We start from the raw sequence: 25,146 nt of genomic DNA, 5'->3' as shown, positions 1-25,146 counted from the left end.
CCCGAAGACTGAACAAGGAGTCCTGTCCATGACTGTTGCCCTGTGGTGCATCCTGATCGCGCTGCTCTTGCCGCCACTGTGCGCGTTGATCGCCAAGGCCGGTAGTGGCCGCTTCCGACTGCGCGACAACCACGACCCGCGTGCCTTCCTGGATACCCTGTCCGGGTTGCCGCGGCGCGCGCATGCTGCCCAGCAGAACAGTTTCGAGGCCTTCCCGGCATTTGCCGCGGCGGTGCTGGTGGCGGATATCGTCGGCAATGCCGAGCAGGTGACCCAGGATGTGCTGGGGGTGATGTACATCACCAGCCGGCTGCTCTACATCATCTGTTACCTGGCCGACTGGGCCATGCTGCGATCGCTGGTGTGGTTTGCCGGGATGGCGATGATCGTGGCCTTCTTCGTGGTTTCCATCTGAGACCGCGTCGCCTTCTTCGCGGGCATGTCGGACCGCCGCACCGCCGCTCTCACAGGTACATCACAGCCCTTGAATCCTGTGGTGTACCTGTGGGAGCGGCGGTGCGGCGGTCCGACGAGCCCGCGAAGAATCCACCGCCGATCAAGGCACTTTCGGCACCTCAGGCAGCGGCTTGCCCTTGGGCCACAGCATCCAGATCTGCCCCTGTTGCTTCATGTTCCCGGCCAGTTCTCCGGCTTGCGGCCCGGTGCCCCAGAACAGGTCCGCGCGCACCTCGCCGGTAATTGCCCCACCGGTATCCTGAGCCCCCACCGGGCGTACCACCGGCGTACCGTCCGGGCGAGTGGTGGATAGCCACAGCAAGCTGCCCAGCGGAATCACCTTGCGGTCGATGGCCACGCTGTAGCCAGCGGTCAGCGGCACGTTCAGCGAACCCCGCGGCCCTTCGTTGCTGTCCGGGCGGGTGCTGAAGAACACGTAGCTGGGGTTGCTGGCGAGCAGTTCCGGCACCCGCTGCGGGTTGGCCTGGGCCCAGGCATGAATGGCGCCCATGCTCACCTCTTCCTTTTTCAACTGGCCCTGTTCCACCAGCCAGCGCCCGATCGGTCGGTAGGGGTGGCCGTTCTGGTCGGCGTAACCCAGGCGCAGTTGGCGGCCATCTTCCAGTTGTACCCGGCCGGAACCTTGGATCTGCAGGAACTGCAGGTCCATCGGGTCGGTCAGCCAGGCCAGCACCGGTGCCTTGACGCCGTCACGGTTGATCACCTCGGCGGTGTCGTAAGGCTTTAGCACCCGGCCATCGAGGCGACCGCGCAGGCGCTTGCCCTTGAGTTCGGGGTACACGCTGGCCAGGTCGACCACGATCATGTCGTCGGGGATGCCGTAGACCGCCACGTGGTTGGTTGCCGATTGGCTCAGGCTGCCAGGGTAGACCGGTTCGTAGTAACCGGTGATCAGGCCGTTGGCATTGTTTTCGGCCGAACGCAGGCCGTATACCTGCAGGTTCTGTTGCAGGAAGGCGCGCACCTGCAAGGCATTGTCGGGCACGCTGGTGGCTGCTTCGCAGGTGCTGGCCCAGACGGTGTCGCGCTTGAGCTTTTCACAGCCGTTGCGCCAGGCCTGGAAGCCCGCCACCAGGTCGCTGTCGCTGACGGCAGGCAGGTCCTGCCAGGTGGCATTGGCGTAGGTGGCGATGGCATGGGGCTCAGGTTTGGCGCTTTCGCCACCGTTGCAGCCGGCCAGCAGGGCCAGCGCCGGGAGTGTCCAGGCCAGATGGCGCAGGGCAGATTTCATGAGTACGTTCCTGTCATGGGTGAACACGGATATTCGCCCCTGTTTTTATGTGGCTATTGGTCTTTGGCCGCTGGGCAGCGATACTGGCCGCCCATTTGCGTAGGCCGAAGTGACCGTGATGTTGAAGCGATTGACCGTTGTTCTGCTGGGAGCACTGGCCCTGGGTGGTTGTGATCGGGTTGACCCGAACTCCCCGCTGGGCAAGCGCAAGGTGATCTTCAAGGACATGCTCAAGACCAGCGAAGACCTGGGCGGCATGTTGCGTGGGCGGTTGCCGTTCGACGGGGTGAAGTTTGCCGACGGTGCGCTGAAGCTGGACAACCTTTCGCACCAGCCCTGGCAGCACTTCCCACAGGCGCGTGATGGTGGCGACAGTAGCGCGCGTGCCGAGGTATGGGAGCGTCAGGCACGCTTTCATGACCTGGCCCGGCAGCTGGAAGGCGTCACTGGCGAACTGGTCGATGTCACCCGCAGCCAGCCGCTGGACGCTGCTCAGCTGAAGGTGCCGATGGACAAGGTCGAAGCGGCTTGCAAGGCCTGTCATTCCGAGTTTCGTAATCATTGATGGCCTGTTGCGGCCTCATCGCCGGCAAGCCAGCTCCCACAGGTATCACGCTGCCCTTGAGTGCAATGCAGTACCTGTGGGAGCCGGCTTGCCGGCGATGAGGCCAGTAAAGGCAACGCAGTATTCGAATCTCTGTCAGCGATCCAGATCTTCCACCGCTTCCTGCAGTTCCTTGCGCGACTCTGCCAGCTTGTCCTTGCGCTTGTTGATCTTCTCCGAATCGCCTTTCTTCTCGGCTTTCTTCAAGTCCTTTTCCCGCTGCGCCACTTCGTGACGGGCGTCGAGCACCTTCTGCTCACGTTCCTTGCGCAGGCCGGCATCGGTGCAGTTGTCGACCCCTCGCAGTGCCTCTTCAAGCCCCGCGGCCTGATCGTTGTTGCCGTGGTCACGGGCAATCTTCAACTGGTTCTCGATGGCGCTACGCTTGGCGGCGCAACCGGTCAGGCCGGCATCCGGCTGGGCGGCTGGTACGGCGCCAGCGGCCAGGCCCAGTGTCGCGAGCAGGAAAAGGGTCGAAATACGTTTCATGAAAAGCCTCCTTGACGGGGCGGGGCAGCAAAAGTTGGGGGAAATCCTGCCTTGGTTTTGCCCATTTAGAAACCCTTGTTGGGGTTTTCCGGCTTAATCTCGGGATTTTCCTACGGGTAAATTGGTAAATAATCATTGCTCGATGCTTTGCCTGTCGATCCGGAATCCGTCGATCCCTGCCTTGGCCAGCTGCGTTGCAATGGCTTGAACCTCGGTGGTCGCAAAAAATCCTGCAAGCTGTTGACCGCGCTTTTCGCCGATACCGGGCATGGCTTGCCATTCAAGGTTTGTGCGGGCAGCAAGCTCCAGCCAGTCGCCTGTCACCTGCATGCCGGTGGGGGTGGGCGCACCCAGCCCGCGCAGCCATTGGGCAAAGGGCCGTGAGCGGGCTTGGTCGAAACTGCCCAGCAACTGCGCAGCCGTTGCGTCACTGATACCGGCTACCTGGCCCAGGCGCTCGGCATCCAGATGCAGCCAGTCGGTCATCGAGGTCACCAGCCCGGCAGCCACCAGTCGGCGCCAGGTGCCGGGGCCGGTGCGCGGCAGGGCCAGCCCCTGCTTGCCGCTGAGCCAGGTGAGGCGGGCAATGAACTGGTCCTCGCAGCCTTCGCTGGCCTGCCAGCAACTGTGGGCATGATGTTGGCCGGGCGCTGGTGCGGTTACCGGTTGGCGCTCGGCGGCGCGGTGCACCACTTGCTCCAGGCGCGGGATGGTCAGCCCGGCAAGGCTGACGGCCACCTGGTCACCGGGGCGGATGTCGAGCTTGAGCCAGCGTGCCAGCGAGCCCAGGCTCACCTGGGTGATTCGCCGGTCGTCCAGGGTAACCGGCAGCACGTGCAACACTGGCGTGACCCTGCCTGTGCGGCCAACGCGGAAGCGTACTTCGCGCACTTCGGCCAGGGCCTGCGTGTACGGGTGCTTCCACGCCGCGATCCAGTAGGGTGCCCTGGCCTGCCAGCGCTCGGCCGGCGGCCGGACGCCTTGACGCAACACCACGCCATCGGTGGCGAAGGGCAGGGGTGAGCGGTACCAGTACTCACGCCAGTGCGCGGCATCGTCCGCTGTTTCTATGGCGACGCTGTAATCCTGGCTGTGCGCAAAACCCAGTTCCGCCAGCTTCGCGAGGCGTTCGGCTTGCTGTTCGGGGCCTTGCGGCCAGTCCCACACGAACAGGCCGATGCGCTCGCCTTGCTCACGGCCCAGCTGCTTGCGAGCCAGCAGCCCGGCTACCGTCCCTCGGGCGTTGGCGCTGCCTGCCTGGGCTTGCACATGCGCATCCAGGCGCAGGTAAAGTTCGCCCTGCAGTTGCAGGTCGATGGCCTGGGGCAGCTGCCGGTCGATTGCGTCGAGCAGGGGGATGTGGCGGCTCCAGTCGTGCCCCTGCACGCCATCCCCCCGGCTGATCAACTGCACCAGCCGGCCCTGTCGGTAGATGAGGGATACCGCTACGCCATCGACCTTGGGCTGTACCCAGACATCGGCCTTGCCGGCCAGCCAGCGTTCTACAGCCAGGCGGTCGGCCAGCTTGTCGACGCCGGTATGTGGCACCGGATGCGGGATTGGCCCGCCAGCGCTGGCCAGCGGGGACGGGGTGGTCGCGATGCCAAAGCATTGCTGCAGGTGCGCCAGGCGCTGGCGGCTCTGGTCATAGAGCTCATCGGGTACGAGCGCAATGCCCTGGCGATGGTAGTGGTCGTCCCAGTGGGCGAGCGTGGCACGCAGTTGGGCCACTTCAGTTTCAACTTGTTGCGGGTTCCAGTTGGGGCATTGGCTGGCCCAAATCAATGGGGCCTGGAGTGCGAGCAGTACGGCGAATAGCAGCATAAGCGGCATGGCCAGCATCCTTGCATGGCGGGTGGGAGCCCTCAGCCTAGGCAGGTAGCGTGCGGGTCGCCATGCAGCGTTTGTCAGCCCATATGTCACAAAAAAGCCCCTGCCGATTGCTCGGTAGGGGCTTTCGTCCAGCGCCGTAGGAAACTTACAGGCCGGCAGCGTCACGCAGCGACTGGGCGCGGTCGGTGCGCTCCCAGGTGAAGGTGGTGAAGGTGTCGTCGCCGACCGTCTTCTGCTGCGGGGTACGGCCGAAGTGGCCGTAGGCAGCGGTTTCCTGGTACATCGGGTGCAGCAGGTCGAGCATGGTGGTGATGGCGTAAGGACGCAGGTCGAAGCACTCGCGCACCAGCTGGATGATCTTGTCGTCGGAGACCTTGCCGGTACCGAAGGTGTTGATCGAGATGGAGGTCGGCTGGGCCACGCCGATGGCGTACGACACCTGGATCTCGCAACGCTCGGCCAGGCCGGCGGCGACGATGTTCTTGGCCACGTAGCGGCCGGCGTAGGCGGCGGAACGGTCGACCTTGGACGGGTCCTTGCCGGAGAACGCGCCACCACCATGGCGGGCCATGCCGCCGTAGGAGTCGACGATGATCTTGCGCCCGGTCAGGCCGCAGTCACCCACCGGGCCACCGATGATGAAGTTGCCGGTCGGGTTGATGTGGTACTGGGTACCCTTGTGCAGCAGTTCGGCAGGCAGGGTGTGCTTGACGATCAGCTCCATCACGGCTTCCTGCAGGTCTTTCTGCGAAACCTCAGGGTTGTGCTGGGTCGACAGCACCACGGCGTCGATACCGACCACCTTGCCATTTTCGTAACGGCAGGTGACCTGCGACTTGGCGTCCGGACGCAGCCATGGCAGCAGTTTCGATTTGCGCGCCTCGGCCTGGCGCTCGACCAGACGGTGCGAGAAGCAGATCGGTGCCGGCATCAGCACATCGGTTTCGTTGCTGGCGTAGCCGAACATCAGGCCCTGGTCACCGGCGCCCTGGTCTTCCGGGCGGGAGCGGTCGACGCCCTGGGCGATGTCCACCGACTGCTTGCCGATGATGTTCATCACGGCGCAGGTGGCGCCGTCGAAACCGACGTCGGAGCTGTTGTAGCCGATGTCGATGATGACCTTGCGCACCAGCTCTTCCAGGTCGACCCAGGCGGAGGTGGTGACTTCGCCGGCGATGATGGCGACACCGGTCTTGACCAGGGTTTCGCAGGCTACGCGGGCGTATTTGTCCTGGGCGATGATGGCATCAAGGACGGCGTCCGAAATCTGGTCGGCGATCTTGTCCGGATGCCCTTCGGACACGGACTCGGAGGTGAAAAGGGAGTATTCGCTCATCTCGAAGGTTCCTGAAATTTACCGATGTTGTATGTCGCCAGCCGTCCGCTGGAAATGGCGGACCTGAATCTGGAAACCGTTACGCAAGCCCACGTACAGGCTGTCCCCGGGGGCCAGCCCGGCGGCGTTGGCCCAACGGGCCAGGTCGTCCTGTTCGAAGCCAAGCCACAGGTCGCCGCAGGCTTCGCGCGCCCACCCCTGGTCATGGCTGCACAGTTCGGTTACCAGCAGGCTGCCGCCTGCCTTCACCCGTTTGGCCAGCTGGCGCAAGGCCAGGGCCGGGTCGCTGAAATGGTGCAGCACCATGTTCAGCACAACGCAGTCGGCGGCCACATCCGTTGCACCCAGTGCATCGGCCAACTGCAGGTTCACGTTGTCGAGCCCTTCGCGCTGGCACACCTGGCGCGCCAGTTCGAGCATGGTCGGGCTGTTGTCCAGGGCGGTGACCTGGGCGAAGCGCCGGGCCAGGTCGGGCAGGAAGCCACCGTCACCGGGGCCGACCTCCAGAGCGCTGGCGGACGGGTCGAAATTCAGTTTGTCGAGCAACGCCAGCAGGCTTTCGCGGTACTGCGGCAGGCCGGCGATCAGGTCTTGCTGGGCGCGGAATTTCTCTTCCACGCGCAGGAAGAAGTCCTGGCTGGTGGCTGCGCGGCGTTGCTGCACCTGAGCGATGCGCGCCTGCACGTCAGGCGGCAGGGCCAGGTCGTCCACTTCTTCGAGCAGCGCCGCGTGCAGCCGACCGCCCAGGCGCAGGCTGTCGGGCAGGGCGCGGCGGTAGAAGATGGCATTGCCCTCGCGGCGGGTCGCCACCAGCTCGGCCTGGGCCAGTACCTTCAGGTGGTGGCTCATGCCCGACTGGCCCACGTCGAAGATCTGCGCCAGCTCCAGCACGCCGAACGAGTCGTTGGCCAGGGCGCGCAATACGTTCAGGCGCAACTCGTCGCCACTGGCTTTGCACAGGACAGCCAATGCTTCGCTTTGCTCGGGGATCGATTGCGCACGGAGGTTCATGGTGCGGCAGTCTAGACAGGCATCGTTGCCCTAGCAAGGCCAATATCAAAAAGTTTTGATATTGGCTGATGGGCGGAGTGCGGGGTTGCCATTGCTGGCTTCTTCGCGGGCTCGCCCGCTCCCACAGGTTCGGCACAGCTCCCAAGCCCCGTGATGAATCTGTGGGAGCGGGCGAGCCCGCGAAGAAGCCAGCACCGTTCCCCGGATTTTTACCCGAAATCAGTGCCAATCAGAGGAAAATCCCCCGACTGCGACCATACGTCATTGCCCCAAGCCCCCCCAGTGGGCGAAAATGGCCGCCTTTTTTCGTGACACCACCTATTCAAGCCCCCCAGGAGATCAGCGATGCCCAGCCGTCGTGAACGTGCCAACGCCATTCGTGCCCTCAGCATGGATGCCGTGCAAAAGGCCAACAGCGGCCACCCAGGTGCCCCCATGGGCATGGCGGATATCGCCGAAGTGCTTTGGCGCGACTATCTGAAGCACAACCCGAGCAACCCGAGTTTCGCCGACCGTGACCGCTTCGTGCTGTCCAACGGCCACGGTTCGATGCTGATCTACTCGCTGCTGCACCTGACCGGCTACGACGTCACCATCGATGACATCAAAGGCTTCCGCCAGCTGCACAGCCGCACCCCGGGGCACCCGGAATACGGCTACACCCCAGGCGTCGAGACCACCACCGGCCCGCTCGGCCAGGGTATCGCCAACGCCGTGGGCTTCGCCCTGGCCGAAAAAGTGCTCGCTGCCCAGTTCAACCGTGACGGCCACAACATCGTCGACCACAACACCTACGTGTTCCTCGGCGACGGCTGCATGATGGAAGGTATCTCCCACGAAGTCGCCTCGCTGGCCGGCACCCTGGGCCTGAACAAGCTGATCGCCTTCTACGACGACAACGGCATTTCCATCGACGGCGAAGTGCACGGCTGGTTCACCGACAACACCCCGGCGCGCTTCGAAGCGTACAACTGGCAGGTGATCCGCAACGTCGACGGCCATGACGCCGACGAGATCAAGACCGCCATCGAGACTGCTCGCAAGAGCGATCGCCCGACCCTGATCTGCTGCAAGACCATCATCGGTTTCGGCTCGCCGAACAAGCAGGGCAAGGAAGACTGCCACGGCGCCCCGCTGGGCAACGACGAAATCGCCCTGGCCCGCAAGGAACTGAACTGGAACCACGGCCCGTTCGAAATCCCGGCCGAGATCTACGCCGAGTGGGACGCCAAGGCTGCCGGTGCCAAGGCCGAAGCCGACTGGAACCAGCGCTTCGACGCCTACGCCAAGGCCTACCCGGAGCTGGCTGCCGAGTTCAAGCGCCGTGACAGCGGCGAGCTGCCGGCCGACTTCAGCGAGAAGGCCCAGGCCTACATCAACGAAGTGGCCGCCAAGGGCGAAACCATCGCCAGCCGCAAGGCCAGCCAGAACGCCCTGAACGCCTTCGGCCCGCTGCTGCCAGAGTTCCTCGGCGGTTCGGCCGACCTGGCCGGTTCCAACCTGACCCTGTGGAAGGGCTGCAAGGGTGTCGAAGCCAACGACGCCAGCGGCAACTACGTGTTCTACGGCGTGCGCGAGTTCGGCATGACCGCCATCATGAACGGCGTTGCCCTGCACGGTGGCCTGGTGCCTTACGGCGCGACCTTCCTGATGTTCATGGAATACGCCCGTAACGCCGTGCGCATGTCGGCACTGATGAAGCAGCGCGTGATCCACGTCTACACCCACGACTCCATTGGCCTGGGCGAAGATGGCCCGACTCACCAGCCGATCGAGCAACTGACCAGTCTGCGCAGCACGCCGAACCTGGACACCTGGCGCCCAGCCGACGCGGTGGAATCTGCCGTGTCCTGGAAAAGCGCCCTGGAGCGCAAGGACGGCCCTTCGGCGCTGATCTTCTCGCGCCAGAACCTGCAGCATCAGGACCGCAACGCCCAGCAGATCGCCGACATCAGCCGCGGCGGCTACGTGCTCAAGGACTGCGCCGGCGAGCCTGAGCTGATCCTGATCGCCACCGGTTCCGAAGTGGGCCTGGCTGTTCAGGCGCACGCCAAGCTGACCGAACAAGGCCGCAAGGTGCGCGTGGTTTCCATGCCGTGCACCAGCGTGTTCGATGCCCAGGACGCTGCCTACAAGCAGTCCGTGCTGCCGCTGGAAGTAGGTGCGCGTATCGCCATCGAAGCCGCTCACGCCGACTTCTGGTACAAGTACGTCGGCCTGGAAGGTCGTATCATCGGCATGACCACCTACGGTGAGTCGGCGCCGGCTTCGGCACTGTTCGAAGAGTTCGGCTTCACCCTGGAGAACATCCTCGGGACTGCCGAAGAGCTGCTGGAAGACTGATACAGGCGTAAGGCGAGGGCTTCGCCCTCGTTTCGCGACACAAGGCCGCTCCCACAAGGTACTGCGTACGCGTTCCCTGTGGGAGCGGCCTTGCGTCGCGATGGGCCGCAACGCGGCCCCAACAGCCATCATGCGTTAGCGAGCCAACGAATGCCCCACCTGCGTCCCTACAAAGTTGCACTCAACGGTTATGGCCGTATCGGCCGCTGTGTCCTGCGCGCGCTGTTCGAGCGGGGGGCAAAGGCCGGTTTCGAGATCGTCGCGCTGAACGACCTGGCCGACCAGGCCAGCCTGGAATACCTGACACGCTTCGACTCCACCCACGGGCGTTTCCCCGGTGAGGTGAAGGTCGATGGCGACTGTCTGCATATCAATGGCGACTGCGTGAAGGTGATGCGCAGTGCCACCCCCGAAGGCATCGACTGGGCCGCCCTGGACATCGACCTGGTGCTGGAGTGCTCCGGCGCCTATCACACCCGCGCCGATGGCCAGCGTTTCCTCGACGCCGGCGCGCCGCGGGTGCTGTTCTCGCAGCCGATGGCCAGCGAGGCCGACGTCGATGCCACGGTGGTCTACGGCGTCAACCAGGCCTGCCTGACCGGCAACGAGCGCCTGGTGTCCAACGCATCGTGCACCACCAACTGCGGCGTGCCGCTGCTGCGCGTGCTGGACCAGGCATTCGGCATCGAGTACGTGCAGATCACCACCATCCACTCGGCGATGAACGACCAGCCGGTGATCGACGCCTACCACCACGAAGACCTGCGCCGCACGCGCTCGGCCTTCCAGTCGGTGATCCCGGTGTCCACTGGTCTGGCGCGTGGCATCGAGCGCCTGCTTCCGGAACTTGCCGGGCGAATCCAGGCCAAAGCGGTACGCGTACCGACCGTCAACGTCTCGTGCCTGGACATCACCCTGCAGACCGCCCGCGATACCAGCGCGGCCGAAGTCAACCGGGTGCTGCGCGAGGCGGCGCTGGAAGGCCCGCTGAAAGGCTTGCTGGCCTACACCGAGTTGCCCCACGCCAGCTGTGATTTCAACCATGACCCGCATTCGGCGATCGTCGATGCCAGCCAGACCCGTGTTTCCGGCCCTCGCCTGGTGAACCTGCTGGCCTGGTTCGACAACGAATGGGGGTTCGCCAACCGTATGCTCGACGTTGCCGAACACTATCTGCACGTCGTCCACCCAACCCGCAACAAACAGCCCTGAAGGACTGCATTCATGACCGTGTTGAAGATGACCGACCTCGACCTGCAAGGTAAGCGCGTATTGATCCGCGAAGACCTCAACGTGCCTGTGAAGGACGGTGTGGTAGCCAGCGACGCGCGTATCCTGGCAGCGCTGCCGACCATCAAGCTGGCCCTGGAGAAGGGCGCGGCGGTAATGGTCTGCTCGCACCTGGGCCGCCCGACCGAGGGCGAGTTCTCTGACGAGAACAGCCTCAAGCCGGTCGCCGACTACCTGAGCAAGGCCCTGGGCCGCGACGTACCGCTGGTTGCCGACTACCTGGATGGTGTCGAGGTCAAGGCTGGTGACCTGGTACTGTTCGAGAACGTGCGCTTCAACAAGGGCGAGAAGAAGAACGCCGACGAGCTGGCGCAGAAATACGCCGCCCTGTGCGACGTGTTCGTAATGGACGCTTTCGGTACTGCCCACCGTGCCGAAGGTTCGACCCATGGCGTTGCCAAGTTCGCCAAGGTCGCTGCTGCCGGCCCGCTGCTGGCAGCCGAGCTGGATGCCCTGGGCAAGGCCCTGAAGGCCCCGGCCAAGCCGATGGCAGCCATCGTTGCCGGCTCCAAGGTCTCCACCAAGCTGGACGTGCTGAACAGCCTGAGCTCGGTCTGCGACCAGCTGATCGTCGGTGGCGGCATCGCCAACACTTTCCTGGCCGCAGCCGGCCACCCGGTGGGCAAGTCGCTGTACGAGCCTGACCTGGTCGACACCGCCAAGGCCATCGCCGCCAAGGTCAGCGTGCCTCTGCCGGTCGACGTGGTGGTTGCCAAGGAGTTCGCCGAGAGCGCCGAAGCCACCGTCAAGGCCATTGCCGACGTTGCCGCTGACGACATGATCCTGGACATCGGCCCGCAAACCGCAGCCAATTTCGCCGAGCTGCTGAAGTCGTCGAAGACCATCCTGTGGAACGGCCCGGTCGGCGTGTTCGAATTCGACCAGTTCGGCAACGGCACCAAGGTGCTGGCCAAGGCCATCGCCGACAGCGCCGCGTTCTCCATCGCCGGTGGCGGTGACACCCTGGCAGCCATCGACAAATATGGCGTTGGCGCCGATATCTCCTACATTTCTACCGGTGGTGGCGCCTTCCTCGAGTTCGTCGAGGGCAAGGTCCTGCCGGCCGTGGCAATCCTGGAAGAGCGGGCCAAGGCCTGATGACGTCGGCGCTTGGCAAAGGGAGCGGCCTGATGGTCAAGCAATTGCCTGTGATGATGCTGGCTGGCCTGCTGAGCGCATGCGCCGGCAGCCCGGCCTCGGATGCCGACCCGGCGCAGCCGCCCAAGGGCGGTTGCTATCAGTCCGAGTGGCAGGCCGAGACCGTGCCGGTCATCAGCAAGCGCGTGGGCCCGGAAGGCCTGGAAAAGTACGACGAAGACCACCAGCGCAAGGCGCCGGGTTGCCCTTGATCGGGTAACAGGCAACCTGAAGGCTGATTTGTGGTCTTGAGGTAGGGGCCGCTGTGCGGCCCTTCGCGGGCTTGCCCGCTCCCACAGGTACAGCGCTTGACCTGTGGGAGCGGGCAAGCCCGCGAAGGGCTGCACAGCAGCCCCAAATCGAGGAAACTGAATGAAAGCGCTTTTGGCCGTGACGGCCCTGGCGACACTGGCAGGATGCTCGCTGCTGAAGCCGGCGCAACCCGCCCCGGCAGACGACTGGACCCGTTGGGTCTGCGACACCCAGGCTGAAGTGCTGTGGCGCTTCGCCGATGCGCAGCGCGACCAGGTCGATGTGCGCCTTGGTGGCGGCGACCAGGTCTACCGGCTCAAGGCCGAGCCGGGTGCCTCGGGTGCGCTGTACAGCGATGGGATGCTGGCCTTTCATACCAAGGGCGAAGAAGGCCTGGTGTACTGGGTGGCAACCAACGATCTGATTGGGCGGGGCTGCAAGGCACCGTGACTGGCCGGGCCGCTAGGGTGGCCCACACTACTTGAACAGCAACCGCCCCTGCGGCAGGCTTGCACGAAACAAACGACGCTTGTCGGGAGAGAGATACACAATGGCACTCATTAGCATGCGCCAGATGCTGGACCACGCCGCCGAGTTCGGTTACGGCGTACCAGCTTTCAACGTCAACAACCTCGAGCAGATGCGCGCCATCATGGAAGCGGCCGACAAGACCGACTCCCCGGTGATCGTCCAGGCTTCGGCCGGTGCCCGCAAATACGCCGGTGCCCCGTTCCTGCGTCACCTGATCCTGGCAGCCATCGAAGAATTCCCGCATATCCCGGTGTGCATGCACCAGGACCACGGCACCAGCCCTGACGTCTGCCAGCGCTCGATCCAGCTGGGCTTCAGCTCGGTGATGATGGACGGCTCGCTGGGTGAAGACGGCAAGACCCCGACCGACTACGAGTACAACGTCCGCGTTACCCAGCAGACCGTTGCCATGGCCCACGCCTGCGGCGTTTCGGTAGAAGGCGAGCTGGGCTGCCTGGGTTCGCTGGAAACCGGCATGGCCGGTGAAGAAGACGGCATCGGTGCCGAAGGCGTGCTGGACCACAGCCAGATGCTGACCGACCCGGAAGAGGCTGCCGACTTCGTCAAGAAGACCCAGGTCGACGCCCTGGCGATCGCCATCGGTACCAGCCACGGTGCCTACAAGTTCACCAAGCCACCAACCGGTGACGTGCTGGCGATCGACCGCATCAAGGAAATCCACAAGCGCATCCCCAACACCCACCTGGTGATGCACGGTTCGTCCTCGGTACCGCAAGAGTGGCTGGCGATCATCAACCAGTACGGCGGCGACATCAAGGAAACCTACGGTGTACCGGTCGAGGAAATCGTCGAAGGTATCAAGTACGGCGTGCGCAAGGTCAACATCGACACCGACCTGCGTCTGGCTTCCACCGGTGCCATGCGCCGCCTGATGGCGCAGAACCCGAGCGAGTTCGACCCGCGCAAGTTCTTCGGTGAAACCGTCAAGGCCATGCGTGACGTGTGCATCGCCCGTTACGAAGCCTTCGGCACCGCTGGCAATGCCTCGAAGATCAAGCCGATCTCCCTGGAAGGCATGTACCAGCGCTACCTGAAAGGTGAGCTGGCCGCCAAGGTCAACTGATCTTCTGGTATTAATGAAAAAGCCCGCAGCGATGCGGGTTTTTTCATTTTTGGGTGTTAGAACCTTATGCCTGTGCCGGCCTCTTCGCGGGTAAACCCGCTCCCACAGGTTACTCGCTGGCCTGGAAAACAGTGAGGAACTTGTGGGAGCGGGTTTACCCGCGAAGAGGCCGGCACATATTCCCGGCAAAGCGACCGTTAGTCGGCTACCGTATAGTTGAGGCACTGATAGCGTTCTGATTGCATTGCGTGTTATCCGCTCAGGTCTAGAGTACTAGTGGATCCAACCGTATCTTGAAGTCGGTCACATAATAGAGAAGCAGCATGGATGGCGCTCACCCTCACCCCCAACCTCAGCCACTGGATGGCAGCTCGGTTCTTCTGGTGGTAGACGATTACCCCGAAAACCTCATCAGCATGCGGGCATTGCTGGCCCGTCAGGATTGGCAGGTGCTGACGGCAAACTCGGGGATGGAAGCCCTGAGCGCGTTGCTCGAGCACGATGTCGACCTGGTCCTGCTGGATGTACAGATGCCGGAGATGGACGGCTTCGAAGTCGCCCGGCTGATGCGCGGCAGCCAGCGTACCCGGCTGACCCCGATCATTTTCCTCACCGCCAACGAACAGTCCGAAGCGGCCGTGCTCAAGGGCTACGCCAGCGGCGCCGTGGACTACATGTTCAAACCGTTCGACCCGCAAATCCTCAAGCCCAAGGTCCAGGCCCTGCTCGACCAGCAGCGCAACCGGCGCATGCTGCAGCGGCTGACCCGCGAGCTGGAAGCGGCCAGGGCGTTCAATGCGTCGATCCTGGAGAACGCCGCCGAGGGCATTCTGGTGGTGGATGCCCAAGGCATCATCAGCTTTGCCAACCCGGCCATTTCCCGTTTGTTGTCAGCGCCGGTGCAGCAGTTGCAGGGCGCCCATCTGCTCGACCTGGTGCAACTGACCAGTGCCAGCCTGTGGAACGAATCGGACTTCTATCAGGCCTACCTGGGGCGGCGCATCTTCCGCGTGCACGATGCCCAGCTGCGCACCCTTGGTGGCGAGCTGGTGCCGGTGGCGTTGTCCTGTGCGCCACTGCCGGCAGAACAGCAGGCTATGGTGGTCACCGTGCTGGACATGTCGGTGGTGCGCAACCTGCACCAGCAGCTGGAGTACCAGGCCGTCACCGACCCGCTTACCGGCCTGCTCAACCGCCGCGGGTTCTACCAGGCCGCCGAAGGTGCGCTGCTGCGCAACGAGCGTTCGGACAAGGCGCAGGCGCTGATGTACATGGACCTGGATGGCTTCAAGCGCATCAACGACTCGCTCGGCCACGACGCGGGCGACCGGGTGCTGCACTGGGTAGCCGAACAGCTCAAGGATTGCCTGGGCAGTGAAGCGCTGCTGGCGCGCATGGGCGGGGACGAGTTCACCGCACTGTTCGACAGCCTGCCTTACCCGGAGCAGGCCGGGCGCTATGCCGAGCGGTTGCTGGAACGCATTTCCATCAGCCACCAGGTGGAAGGGCTGGATGTGAGCCTTGGGGTGAGCATCGGTATCGCCACCTATCCGGATTGCGGCGCCAATGTCGAAGGCCTCTTGCGTGCGGCCGATGCGGCGATGTACGCGGCCAAGCAGGCGGGGCGCCAGCAGTATCGCTTCTACGATCAGGAGCTCAACGGCCGGGCGCGTTCGCGGCTGATGCTCGAGGACAGCGTACGCACGGCCGTGGAGCAGCAAGACTTCACTCTGGTTTACCAGCCGCAGGTTGGCTTCAACGATGGCCGCCTGCGTGGCTTCGAGGCCTTGCTGCGTTGGCAGCATCCCAGTGTCGGCGACGTGCCGCCGGGGCTGTTCATCCCGTTGCTGGAAGAGGCGCGCCTGATCAACCGCCTGGCCAGCTGGATCTACCGCCAAGGCGCGGCTCAGCGCCAGGCCTGGTGCCAGCATTTCCCGGCGGACCTGGTGCTGGGTATCAGCCTGAGCCGTGCGCAGTTCGCCATGCCAAGCCTGGTCGACGAACTGCACCGGGTCATCCAGCTTTACCAGCTGGACCCGGCGCAGCTGGAAGTGGAGGTGGCGGAAACCTCGCTGATGTACAACATCGATGCGGCGGTGAAACAGATACACCGCTTGCGCGAGCTGGGTATGCGGGTGGCGCTGGATGACTTTGGTGCGGGCGACTGTTCGTTGCGCATGTTGCGCGACCTGCCGATCGATACCCTCAAGCTCGACCGCCACCTGGTCGCGCGCCTGCCCGACTCGGCGGTGGATGCCGCGCTGGTGCGCAGCGTCATCGGCCTGTGCGCCGACTACAGCATCACGGTGATCGCCGAGGGGGTGGAAACCCCGGCCCAGGCGGCCTGGCTCAAGGCCAATGGCTGTGAGTACGTGCAGGGGTTCCTGGTGGCTTACCCGATGACCGCCACGGATGCCAGCAGCTTCCCGGTGATTTTCTCCTGGGCGGGGCCATGATTGGCTAGAATCGGCATTCGTTACACCGAATGCAGCGCCATGACCGTATTACGATACTTGCAAGCCTACCCCCCGCACCTGCAGCAGCAGGTGCGGGAGATGATCGACAGCGACCGCCTGGGCGAGTACCTGCAGCGCCGCTACCCCGACCGCCATGACGTGCAGAACGACAAGGCGTTGTACGGCTATGCCCAGGATTTGCGCCAGCAATACCTGCGCAGCGCGCCGAACCTGGACAAGGTACTGTTTGACAATCGTCTCGACCTGACCCATCGGGCCCTGGGCCTGAATACGGCGATATCAAGGGTGCAGGGCGGCAAGCTCAAGGCGAAGAAGGAAATCCGCATTGCCTCGCTGTTCAAGGAGGCCGCGCCGCAATTCTTGCGCATGATCGTGGTGCACGAACTGGCACACCTGCGCGAGCGCGACCACAACAAGGCGTTCTACCAGCTCTGCCAGCACATGGAGCCGGACTACCACCAACTGGAATTCGACCTGCGCGTCTACCTGACCTATCGGGAGCTGCCGGGCAACTGTTAAGGACCACGCAGCATGGAAGTGAGCAAGACCAAGAGCAGCTTCTACCGCCGCCTGTACGTGGCCTGGCTGATCGACAGCCAGACCGCGACCAGCGTGCCGGCCCTGATGGAGGCCACCGGCATGCCCCGGCGCACCGCCCAGGACACCATTGCGGCGCTGGCCGACCTGGATATCGTCTGCGAGTTCGAACAGCTGGAAGGCGCGCGCAACCACGCCGGGCATTACCGCATTCATGACTGGGGGGCGATCGACAAGCAGTGGATCATCCGGCACCTGCGGCAGGTTCGCGAAGTGCTGGGGTATCCCTGATCCACTGGGGGCTGCTACAGGTAATCGCGTTCCCTTGTAGGAGCGGCCTTGCGTCGCGAAAAGGGTGCGAAGCACCCCCGGCGATCTCAACCCTTGCGCATCCCGATATGCGGAATGTCATCCTCAAGATATTCCTCGCCCACCACCGCGAACCCATGCCGGGCATAGAACCCCTGCAAATGCGCCTGCGCCGACAGATAGACCGGCACCCCCGGCCAGCAATGCTCCGCTGCCTCCAACCCCTTGAGCAGCAAGGTATGCCCCAGCTTCAGCTCGCGCGCCGCAGGTGCAGTCACCACCCGCCCGATCACCACATCCCCACCCTGGGATTGCGGGTCGAGCAGGCGCAGGTAGGCCACCAGCTTGTCATCCTGCCAGCCCATCAGGTGCAGGGTATCGCCGGTCAGGTCCTGGCCATCGACTTCCTGGTAGGCGCAGCGCTGCTCGACCACGAACACTTCAGTGCGTAATTGCAGAATGGCGTAGAGCTGGTCCTTGCTGAGATCTGTGTGGTGCTTGCAGAGCCAGTCGATGGACATTGGCGCGAACTCCTTGAGTGGGCCGTCGATCATCGCATGATGTATGGGGCACGGCCAAAATAGAGGCTAAATGACACTATTGGCCGCTGCCCTCGGCGACGGCTTTGTGTAATCTCGTCGGCAGTGTGTGCCCTCCATTGCGAAAGGACGTGAGCATGCGGCCACTGCTTTGTGTTCTGGGGTTGCTGGCAATGATACTTGCAACACCCGCATCGGGTTACGAAAAGCTACGCCTGGTGGCCGACAATTGGCCGCCGTTCACCGATGCCAGCATGCCGGGCGGTGGCCTGGCGACCAGCATCGTCACCACGGCGCTGGCCCGGGCCGGCTACACCAGTGGGGTCGAAGAGGCACCGTGGGCGCGGGCCCTGCTGGGGGTGAGCGAGGGGCGTTACGATGTGCTGATCAACGCCTGGTACAACGACTCACGCGCCAGCATCGGGCAGTTTTCCAAAGCCTACCTGGTCAACCGTATTCGCCTGCTGCAGCGCAAGGGCGAGGCGTTTCGCTACAAGCGCCAGTCAGACTTGTACCCCTACAGCATCGCCGTGGTGCGTGATTACGCCTATTCCCCCGAGTTCGACCGCGACACCCGCCTGCACAAGGTGGCGGTGCGCAACTTTCCCTCTGCGGTACGCATGCTGGCGGCGGGGCGGGTGGACCTGGCGGTGGAAGACGAGTACGTGGCCCGTTACAACTTGCAGCGCGAACTGCCGGAGGTGCGCGATGGGGTGATGCTGGTGGAGCCGCCGTTGGGGGAGAACACCCTGCATATCCTGGTCAGCCTGAAAAACCCGGAGCATGAGCGGATCGTCGAGCGGTTCGAGCAGGCGATTGCGGCGATGAAGGCGGATGGCAGCTATGCGCGGCTCATGCGCCAGCATGGCTTCTGAGCTATATCTTCTGTGCCGGCCTCTTCGCGGGTAAACCCGCTCCCACAGGTATTACACAGGTCTTGAAACTTGTGGGGTTCCTGTGGGAGCGGGCGTGCCCGCGAAGAGGCCAGAGCAGGTAACAATGCATTCAGGCCGGTGCACCTTCCTTGATCAAATGCGCTGCCAGGGTCCGCAGCGGCCCCAGCTGCCGGCAGATCAATGCCAACTGCGTCTGCACCAGCCGCTGGTGCTCGTCCAGCTCTTCCGGCATCTGCTCCAGGGCATTGGCCAGCGCTTCTTCGGCATCACTGTGAATCGCCACCGGCAGCCGCGCGGCCAGGCCGTTGGCAATCTCGTCCAGGCTGCTGGCCAGGCTTTGCCCGGCACCTTCGATCAACTGTTCCTGCACCTCCGCCGGCAAGGCCGTGTCGCGGTGCGCGCCCAGCCCCGAGAGGTAGCTGAGCAAGGTATGCGACAGCACCAGGAAGCGGAAGCCGACGTCGGCCTCCTTCCGGAAATGCCCCGGCTCCATCAGCATGTTGGCCAGGGTGGTGGACAGCGCCGCGTCGGCGTTGTGGGCGTTGCGCCGGGCCAGGCGGTAGGCCAGGTCATCGCGCTTGCCGTGGGCATACTGCTGCATGATCTGCCGCAGGTACACGCTGGCGCAGGCCAGGGTATTGGCCAGCGCCTTGTTCAGCCGCCGCCCCTGCCAGTCGGGGAGGAACAGGAACACCGCGAGGATGGCGATCAGGCTGCCGACCAGGGTATCGAACAGGCGCGGCAGGAACAGGCCATAGCCATCGCCGATCTGGTTGAAGCAGAACAGCACCATCAGGGTGATCGCGGCCGTGGCCAAGGTGTAGCGGGTGGTGCGGTTGACGAAGAACACCACCCCGGCGACCACGGCGAACAACGACTGGATGACCGGGTTTGGGAACAGGTCGAACAATGCCCAGCCCACCGTCAGGCCGACGGCGGTGCCGGCTATCCGCTGCACCAGCTTGCGCCGGGTCGCACCGTAGTTGGGCTGGCACACGAACAGCGTGGTGAGAATGATCCAGTAGCCCTGGGTGGGGTGGATCAGGTGCACCATGCCATAGCCGATCGACAGTGCCAGCGGCAGGCGCAGGGCATGGCGGAACAGCAGCGAAGTCGGAGTCAATTGGGTGCGCAGGCGCGTCCACACATCCTTCAGCGAGCGTGGCGAGCGGTCGAGCAGGCTGCTATCGCTGGTGTCGGCCAGGCTGTCCGGGTTGCTGGCGGCGCTGAGCAGGCGGTCGAGCGTCGCCAGGTTGGCCGCCAGCGCCCGCAACGAGCGAAGCAGGCTACGCCAGGCCGGGTTGTTCTGCATGCGCAGGTGTTCCAGCGAGGCGTTGAGGTCTTCGAGGGCTTCGGGATAACCGCTGGCCAGCACGAACGGCTGGCGCAGGCGGATCGAGCGGGCCAGTTCCTGGCAGGACGAGCCCTGCTTGCGCAGCAGGCGCTGGCAGCGGAACATCACGTCGCTGTGGAAAAAAGCCTCGGTCAGGGCGTTGTAGGGATAGTGCGAGGCACTGACCCGTTCATGGATGTCCTGGGCCAGGAAGTACAGCTTGAGGTAGCGGCTGACCTTGGAGTTCGGCTGGCTGTTGCCCACCCGGTGCAGGATGATTTCCTTGGCTGCGTTGAGCGCCGCCACCACCTTGCCGTTCTGCTGCGCCAGTTCCAGGCGCCGGGCTTCGACGTCAAGGGTGCGGACGGGTTCGAACAGGCTGGCCTTTAGCTTGAGGTAGCTGCCCAGCTCGAAGAACAGCTTGGCCAGGCTCTGCTGCACCGGCTGGTTGGAAAACAGCGCCTGCCACAGCACCGACAGCAGCCCGTACCAGGCCGCACCCGCCACCAGCAGCAGTGGTTCGTGCCAGAAGTCGGTGACCTGGCCGCCGCGCTGGTCCACGCCGATCATGGTGTACACCGCAGTGATCAGGGTCGCTGAAGCGATGGCGCCATAGCGTTCGCCCAGGGCACCGAGCATGGTCAGGCCGAAGGCCGCCAAGGCCAGGGCAATGACGAATACCCACGGGTAGGGGAACAGCAGTTCGACCGCCAGTGCGGCGATGGCAAAACACACCAGGGTGACGGCCAGGGCGCTGAGGCGGCCTTGCCAGCTGTCATCGGTTTCGGCCAGGGCGCTGGCGATGATGCCGAGGAACAGCGGAATCAGCAGGGCCATTTCGTTCTGGTACCAGCACAGGGCCAGGCTGCCGGTGAGGGCGATGGTGACCCGGATGCTGTAGCTGAACTTGTCTTGGCCCCACAGGCGACGCAGTGACTGACGGAACGAGCTCGATGACATGATGGCCTGCTAGGCAGTGATCAGAGAAATACCGTTCGAGGCCGTGTCATTGGGGCCGCTGCCGCGGCCTATCGCCGGCAAGCCAGCTCCCACAGGTACTGCACAGAGCCGAGGGCTGTGATGATCCTGTGGGAGCCGGCTTGCCGGCGATGGGCTGCAAAGCAGCCCCAACTCTTTTCCGGCACTCCAGCACGGGCCAGCAAGAAGCGTTCCGTGCTGCTGAATGGATTCTACTCTACACGAACTGCGCCGCGGCGTTGGCGGAGGCCCAGGCCCACTGGAAATTGAAACCGCCCAGGTGGCCAGTCACATCCAGCACTTCACCAATGAAATACAGCCCGGGGCTCTTCAGCGATTCCATGGTCTTGGACGACACCTCGCGGGTATCCACGCCGCCCAGGGTCACTTCAGCAGTGCGATAGCCCTCGGTGCCGGCCGGCACCACTTGCCAGTTCGCCAGCTTTTCGGCGATCTGTGCCAGTTCCGCCGGGGTGTACTGCTTCATCGGCCTGGACTCGAACCACTGCTCGGCCAGCAGGTTGGCCAGCTTGCGGGTAAACACCTCACCCAGCACGGTCTTCAGCTCGGCGTTGGCGCGTTCGGCCTGCATCTGTTGCAGCCAGGTCAGTGCATCACGGTCGGGCAGCAGGTTGATCTCGACCGTGTCACCGGCTTCCCAGAACGACGAGATCTGCAAAATCGCCGGGCCGCTGAGGCCGCGGTGGGTAAACAGCAGGTTCTCGCGGAAGCTGGTGCCGTTGCAGCTGGCGGTGCAATCCAGCGAGGTGCCGGACAACTCGGTGCACAGTGCCTTCAGTTGGGGCTCGGTGATGGTGAACGGCACCAGCCCGGCGCGGGTCGGCAGCAGGGTGTGGCCGAACTGGCGGGCCACCTGGTAGCCGAAGCCGGTGGCACCCAGGGTCGGGATCGACAGGCCGCCGGTGGCGATCACCAGCGACTGGCAGGCGAACTGGCCGCCGCTGGTCTGCAGCAGGTAGCCGCCTTCGGTCTTCTCGATCTGCTCGATGCTGGTGTGCATGCGGATCTCGGCGCCGGCCTCATCGCATTCGGCCAGCAGCATGTCGAGGATGTCGCTGGCCTTGTTGTCGCAGAACAGCTGGCCGAGCTTCTTCTCGTGGTAGGCCACGCCGTGCTTGTACACCAGCTCGATGAAGTCCCACTGGGTGTAGCGGGCCAGGGCCGACTTGCAGAAGTGTGCATTCTGTGAGAGGAAGTTGCCCGGCTCGGTATACATGTTGGTGAAGTTGCAGCGGCCGCCGCCGGACATGAGGATCTTCTTGCCCGGTTTGTTGGCGTGGTCGAGCACCAGTACCCGGCGGCCACGGCGGGCGCTGAGCTGGGCGCACATCAGGCCGGCGGCGCCGGCGCCGAGGATGATCACGTCGGTGGAGTGCACGGTGTTACCTCATTGTTAGCTGGGGCCGCTGAGCGGCCCATCGCCGGCAAGCCAGCTCCCACAGGTACAGCACAAGCCTGGGGCCTGTGGTAATCCTGTGGGAGCTGGCTTGCCGGCGATGGGCTGCAGAGCAGCCCCAAAATCATCAGACGATGCGGACTTTCAGGGAGCGCCCCTTGATCTTGCCGCTGTTCAAGCGCTGCATGGCCTGCTTGGCCAGCGGCCGCTCAACGGCCACGAACGCCTGGAAATCGAAGATCGCAATCTTGCCCACCTGCTTGCCGGGGATGCCGGCGTCACCGGTCAGCGCCCCGAGGATGTCACCCGGGCGCAGCTTGTCCTTGCGCCCGGCGGCGATGCACAGGGTGCTCATCAGCGGCAGCAGCGGCTCGCCGCCCTTGTGCTTCAGGCTGTCCAGCTGGTCCCAGCGCAGCGGGCTCTTCTGCAGATCTTCGATGGCTTGGGCGCGGTGGCCTTCGGCCGGTGCCACCAGGCTGACCGCAATACCTTTCTCGCCGGCACGGCCGGTACGGCCCACCCGGTGCACATGGATTTCCGCATCACGTGCCAGTTCGACGTTGATGACCATGTCCAGGCCATCGATGTCCAGGCCGCGTGCGGCCACATCGGTAGCCACCAGCACCGAGCTGCTGCGGTTGGCGAACATGGTCAGCACCTGGTCGCGGTCGCGCTGCTCCAGGTCGCCGTGCAGGGCCTGGGCAACGATGCCCTTGGCGGTCAGGTGGGCGACCACATCCTCGCACTGCTGCTTGGTGAAGCAGAACGCCACGCAGGACTGCGGGCGGTAGTGGCCGAGTACGCGGGTGACGGCCTCGAGGCGCTGTTGCGGGTCGATCTCGATGAAGCGCTGCTCGATCTGGTTGTCGGCATGCAGGCTCTCGACCTTGACCTGTTGCGGGTTGCGCATGAAGTCGGCGGCCAGTTGCTTGATGCCGGCCGGGTAGGTGGCCGAGAACAGCAGGGTCTGGCGGCGCGACGGGGTCTTGCCGATGATGCTGGCGATGGCATCGAAGAAGCCCATGTCGAGCATGCGGTCGGCTTCGTCCAGCACCAGGGTGTTCAGCCCGTCGAGCACCAGGGTGCCCTTGTCCAGGTGCTGCTGGATGCGCCCTGGGGTGCCGACGATGATGTGCGCGCCGTGCTCCAGCGAAGCGATCTGCGGGCCCAGCGAAACGCCGCCGCACAGGGTCAGGATCTTGATGTTGTCCTCGGCGCGGGCCAGGCGGCGCAGCTCCTTGGCCACCTGGTCGGCGAGCTCGCGGGTAGGGCACAGCACCAGCGCCTGGCAACCGAAGTAGCGCGGGTTGATCGGGTTGAGCAGGCCGATGCCGAAGGCGGCGGTCTTGCCGCTGCCGGTCTTGGCCTGGGCGATCAGGTCCTGCCCCTTGAGGATGACCGGCAGGCTCTGGGCCTGGATTGGTGTCATCGAGGCATAGCCGAGGGCGTCCAGGTTGGCCAGCATGGCAGTGGACAGCGGCAAGGTGGCAAAGGCGGTGGATTCGGTGGTCACGAGGCGGGCCTGCGTTGCGAAGCGAAAAATGCCGCACAGTCTACCAGCCTCGTGGCCATTCGCCCTACGACTCCATGTGTTGTTCCGGACGACGGGCACGCCTTCCGTCCGTCGGCGACAGTTGCAGGAAGATCGCCGCCGCCAGCATGGCCATCACGCCGATGGTGACGAAGGTCAGCTGGAATGCGCCCAAGGTGGTTTCCACGCCGTCGGCGCTGCCGGCTGCGGTAAAGCCGCCGAGCAATGCACCCGCACATGCCACGCCCAGGCTCAGGGCCAGCTGCGCGACCACCGACAGCAGGCTGTTGCCGCTGCTGGCGCTGGCATCGTCGAGGTCGATCAGGGTTACCGTGTTCATCGCGGTGAACTGCATCGAGTTGACCGCGCCGAGCAGGCCCAGCTGAATCAGCAGCACGGCATAGGGCGTCTGTTCGTCGACCAGACCGAGGCTGGCCAGCAGCAGGCCCAGCAGCAGGGTGTTGCCGGTGAGGATGATGCGGTAGCCAAAGCGCTCGATCAGTGGTCGGGCAATGGACTTGGCCAGCATCGCCGCAGCCGCCAGCGGGATCATGCTCATGCCGGCCTGGGCCGGCGAGTAGCCCAGCGCCACTTGCAGCAGCAACGGCACCAGGAACGGCAGGGCGCCGCTGCCCAGCCGGGCGAACAGGTTGCCGAGGATACCGATGGCAAAGGTGCGCACGCGGAACAGGCTGGGCGAGAACAGCGGCTCCGGGTCGCGCCCGGCGCGCAGCCAGTAGGCCGCCAGGCAGGCCATGCCGGCGAACAGCAGCAACATCACCCGCAGGTGCGGCAGGTGCAGTTCGCCCAGGCCTTCCATGGCGATGGTGATCAATACCATCGCTGCGCCAAACAGCAGGAACCCGGGGCCGTCGAACGTGGTGCGCTCGGCGCCGCGCAGGTCGGGGATGAACTTCCACACGGCGTAGCAGCCGATCAGGCCGACCGGCAGGTTGAGCAGGAAGATCCAGTGCCAGCTCAGTATTTCCACCAACCAGCCGCCAACCGTCGGGCCCAGTAGCGGCCCGAGCAGGCCGGGGATGGTGATGAAGCTCATGATGCGCACCAGCTCGGTGCGCGGGTAGGCGCGCAGGACCACCAGCCGACCGACCGGCAGCATCAGCGCACCGCCCAGCCCTTGCACGACACGGGCAAAGATCAGGAAACCGAGGCTGTTGGCGGCGGCGCACAGCAGCGAGCCGAAGCTGAACAGCAGGATGGCGCTGAAGAAGATACGCTTGGTGCCGAAGCGGTCGGCGATCCAGCCTGAGGCGGGGATCAGCAGGGCCACGGTGAGCATGTAGGCAATGATCACGCCCTGCATGCGCAGCGGGTCTTCGGCCAGCGAGCGGGCCATGGCTGGCAGTGCAGTGTTGAGGATGGTGCCGTCCAGGGACTGCATGAAGAAGGCGATGGCCACCACCCAAGGGATCCAGCGGGCGGTGACAGGGTCCAGCGGGGTGCGTTCGGGCATGAGGAACCTCAATGTTCGGCATTGCCTGTACTGGCCT

At 64.4% G+C, this 25,146-nt stretch carries 22 protein-coding genes; 12 read left to right on the top strand and 10 right to left on the bottom strand.

The features are described 5' to 3' along the window. Positions 1-28 precede the first annotated feature (28 nt). Positions 29-415, top strand: a complete 387-nt coding sequence (locus CAG44_RS00450; protein WP_003257751.1) for an MAPEG family protein — start codon at positions 29-31, stop codon at positions 413-415. Positions 416-556: 141 nt separating this feature from the next. Here the strand turns inward: CAG44_RS00450 and CAG44_RS00445 are convergent, their stop codons facing one another. Next, positions 557-1,708 carry a murein transglycosylase A gene (locus CAG44_RS00445; protein WP_085587827.1) on the bottom strand — a complete coding sequence of 384 codons (1,152 nt, stop codon included), beginning with the start codon at positions 1,706-1,708 and terminating at the stop codon, positions 557-559. Positions 1,709-1,826: 118 nt separating this feature from the next. Here CAG44_RS00445 and CAG44_RS00440 point away from each other — a divergent pair, with 118 nt between their 5' ends. Beyond that, entirely contained in the window at positions 1,827-2,273 is a 447-nt protein-coding gene (locus tag CAG44_RS00440; protein ID WP_085691397.1) for a cytochrome c, read from the top strand. Between the two features lie 135 nt (positions 2,274-2,408). On the opposite strand, the gene CAG44_RS00435 is transcribed toward CAG44_RS00440, so the two are convergent. From CAG44_RS00435 to CAG44_RS00420, 4 genes are all read right to left on the bottom strand, one after another. After that, entirely contained in the window at positions 2,409-2,801 is a 393-nt protein-coding gene (locus CAG44_RS00435; protein ID WP_085587832.1) for a DUF1090 domain-containing protein, read from the bottom strand. A 132-nt stretch (positions 2,802-2,933) separates the two neighbouring features. Further along, a complete protein-coding gene (gene ligB, locus CAG44_RS00430; RefSeq protein ID WP_085691396.1) occupies positions 2,934-4,634 on the bottom strand; it encodes an NAD-dependent DNA ligase LigB in 1,701 nt (566 codons plus the stop codon). A 145-nt stretch (positions 4,635-4,779) separates the two neighbouring features. Next, the gene (metK, locus tag CAG44_RS00425) at positions 4,780-5,970 is read right to left on the bottom strand and encodes a methionine adenosyltransferase (protein ID WP_015272060.1); all 1,191 of its coding nucleotides are present in this window, start codon (positions 5,968-5,970) and stop codon (positions 4,780-4,782) included. A gap of 18 nt (positions 5,971-5,988) precedes the next feature. Next, a complete protein-coding gene (locus tag CAG44_RS00420; protein WP_085587836.1) occupies positions 5,989-6,981 on the bottom strand; it encodes a metalloregulator ArsR/SmtB family transcription factor in 993 nt (330 codons plus the stop codon). A gap of 345 nt (positions 6,982-7,326) precedes the next feature. On the opposite strand from CAG44_RS00420, the gene tkt reads away from it, so the two are divergent. The 9 genes from tkt (at position 7,327) to CAG44_RS00375 (ending at position 16,923) form a co-directional block, all read left to right on the top strand. Continuing rightward, positions 7,327-9,324 carry a transketolase gene (gene tkt, locus CAG44_RS00415; protein ID WP_085691395.1) on the top strand — a complete coding sequence of 666 codons (1,998 nt, stop codon included), beginning with the start codon at positions 7,327-7,329 and terminating at the stop codon, positions 9,322-9,324. A 150-nt stretch (positions 9,325-9,474) separates the two neighbouring features. Next, positions 9,475-10,536, top strand: coding sequence for an erythrose-4-phosphate dehydrogenase (gene epd, locus CAG44_RS00410; RefSeq protein WP_013974502.1), 1,062 nt, complete (start codon positions 9,475-9,477; stop codon positions 10,534-10,536). 12 nt (positions 10,537-10,548) lie between these two features. Further along, a complete protein-coding gene (locus CAG44_RS00405) occupies positions 10,549-11,712 on the top strand; it encodes a phosphoglycerate kinase (protein ID WP_085691394.1) in 1,164 nt (387 codons plus the stop codon). Then, positions 11,712-11,963, top strand: a complete 252-nt coding sequence (locus tag CAG44_RS00400; protein WP_025340881.1) for a hypothetical protein — start codon at positions 11,712-11,714, stop codon at positions 11,961-11,963. Before CAG44_RS00405 ends, CAG44_RS00400 begins: the two co-directional genes overlap by 1 nt. Before the next feature lie 160 nt (positions 11,964-12,123). Beyond that, positions 12,124-12,453, top strand: coding sequence for an MliC family protein (locus CAG44_RS00395; protein ID WP_013974499.1), 330 nt, complete (start codon positions 12,124-12,126; stop codon positions 12,451-12,453). Between the two features lie 100 nt (positions 12,454-12,553). Beyond that, the gene (fba, locus tag CAG44_RS00390) at positions 12,554-13,618 is read left to right on the top strand and encodes a class II fructose-bisphosphate aldolase (protein ID WP_016712383.1); all 1,065 of its coding nucleotides are present in this window, start codon (positions 12,554-12,556) and stop codon (positions 13,616-13,618) included. A 323-nt stretch (positions 13,619-13,941) separates the two neighbouring features. Next, entirely contained in the window at positions 13,942-16,074 is a 2,133-nt protein-coding gene (locus tag CAG44_RS00385; RefSeq protein ID WP_085587842.1) for a bifunctional diguanylate cyclase/phosphodiesterase, read from the top strand. Positions 16,075-16,113: 39 nt separating this feature from the next. Next, on the top strand, positions 16,114-16,614 hold the full coding sequence (locus CAG44_RS00380) for a M48 family metallopeptidase (RefSeq protein WP_084785286.1): 501 nt from the start codon (positions 16,114-16,116) through the stop codon (positions 16,612-16,614). Positions 16,615-16,626: 12 nt separating this feature from the next. Then, positions 16,627-16,923, top strand: coding sequence for a helix-turn-helix domain-containing protein (locus CAG44_RS00375; protein WP_085587844.1), 297 nt, complete (start codon positions 16,627-16,629; stop codon positions 16,921-16,923). 86 nt (positions 16,924-17,009) lie between these two features. Here CAG44_RS00375 and CAG44_RS00370 read toward each other — a convergent pair whose 3' ends face one another. Continuing rightward, a complete protein-coding gene (locus CAG44_RS00370) occupies positions 17,010-17,462 on the bottom strand; it encodes a GNAT family N-acetyltransferase (protein WP_075046569.1) in 453 nt (150 codons plus the stop codon). Between the two features lie 155 nt (positions 17,463-17,617). On the opposite strand from CAG44_RS00370, the gene CAG44_RS00365 reads away from it, so the two are divergent. Continuing rightward, complete coding sequence (locus tag CAG44_RS00365; RefSeq protein WP_085691393.1) at positions 17,618-18,355, top strand: ABC transporter substrate-binding protein; 738 nt, start codon at positions 17,618-17,620, stop codon at positions 18,353-18,355. A 130-nt stretch (positions 18,356-18,485) separates the two neighbouring features. Here CAG44_RS00365 and yccS read toward each other — a convergent pair whose 3' ends face one another. From yccS to mdtD, 4 genes are all read right to left on the bottom strand, one after another. Continuing rightward, positions 18,486-20,669 carry a YccS family putative transporter gene (gene yccS / locus CAG44_RS00355; RefSeq protein ID WP_013974492.1) on the bottom strand — a complete coding sequence of 728 codons (2,184 nt, stop codon included), beginning with the start codon at positions 20,667-20,669 and terminating at the stop codon, positions 18,486-18,488. Positions 20,670-20,904: 235 nt separating this feature from the next. Continuing rightward, positions 20,905-22,086: an NAD(P)/FAD-dependent oxidoreductase gene (locus CAG44_RS00350; protein ID WP_085587849.1), complete on the bottom strand. Its 1,182-nt coding sequence runs from the start codon at positions 22,084-22,086 to the stop codon at positions 20,905-20,907. Between the two features lie 145 nt (positions 22,087-22,231). Further along, complete coding sequence (dbpA, locus tag CAG44_RS00345; RefSeq protein ID WP_230396947.1) at positions 22,232-23,569, bottom strand: ATP-dependent RNA helicase DbpA; 1,338 nt, start codon at positions 23,567-23,569, stop codon at positions 22,232-22,234. 112 nt (positions 23,570-23,681) lie between these two features. Then, positions 23,682-25,109: a multidrug transporter subunit MdtD gene (gene mdtD, locus CAG44_RS00340; protein WP_085587851.1), complete on the bottom strand. Its 1,428-nt coding sequence runs from the start codon at positions 25,107-25,109 to the stop codon at positions 23,682-23,684. Positions 25,110-25,146 lie beyond the last annotated feature (37 nt).

Source organism: Pseudomonas sp. B13(2017) (assembly GCF_002113245.1).
Taxonomy (GTDB): Bacteria; Pseudomonadota; Gammaproteobacteria; order Pseudomonadales; family Pseudomonadaceae; genus Aquipseudomonas; species Aquipseudomonas putida_Z.
The sequence above is the reverse complement of the archived record's forward strand: the minus strand, read 5'-3'. Positions and strand labels throughout refer to the sequence as shown.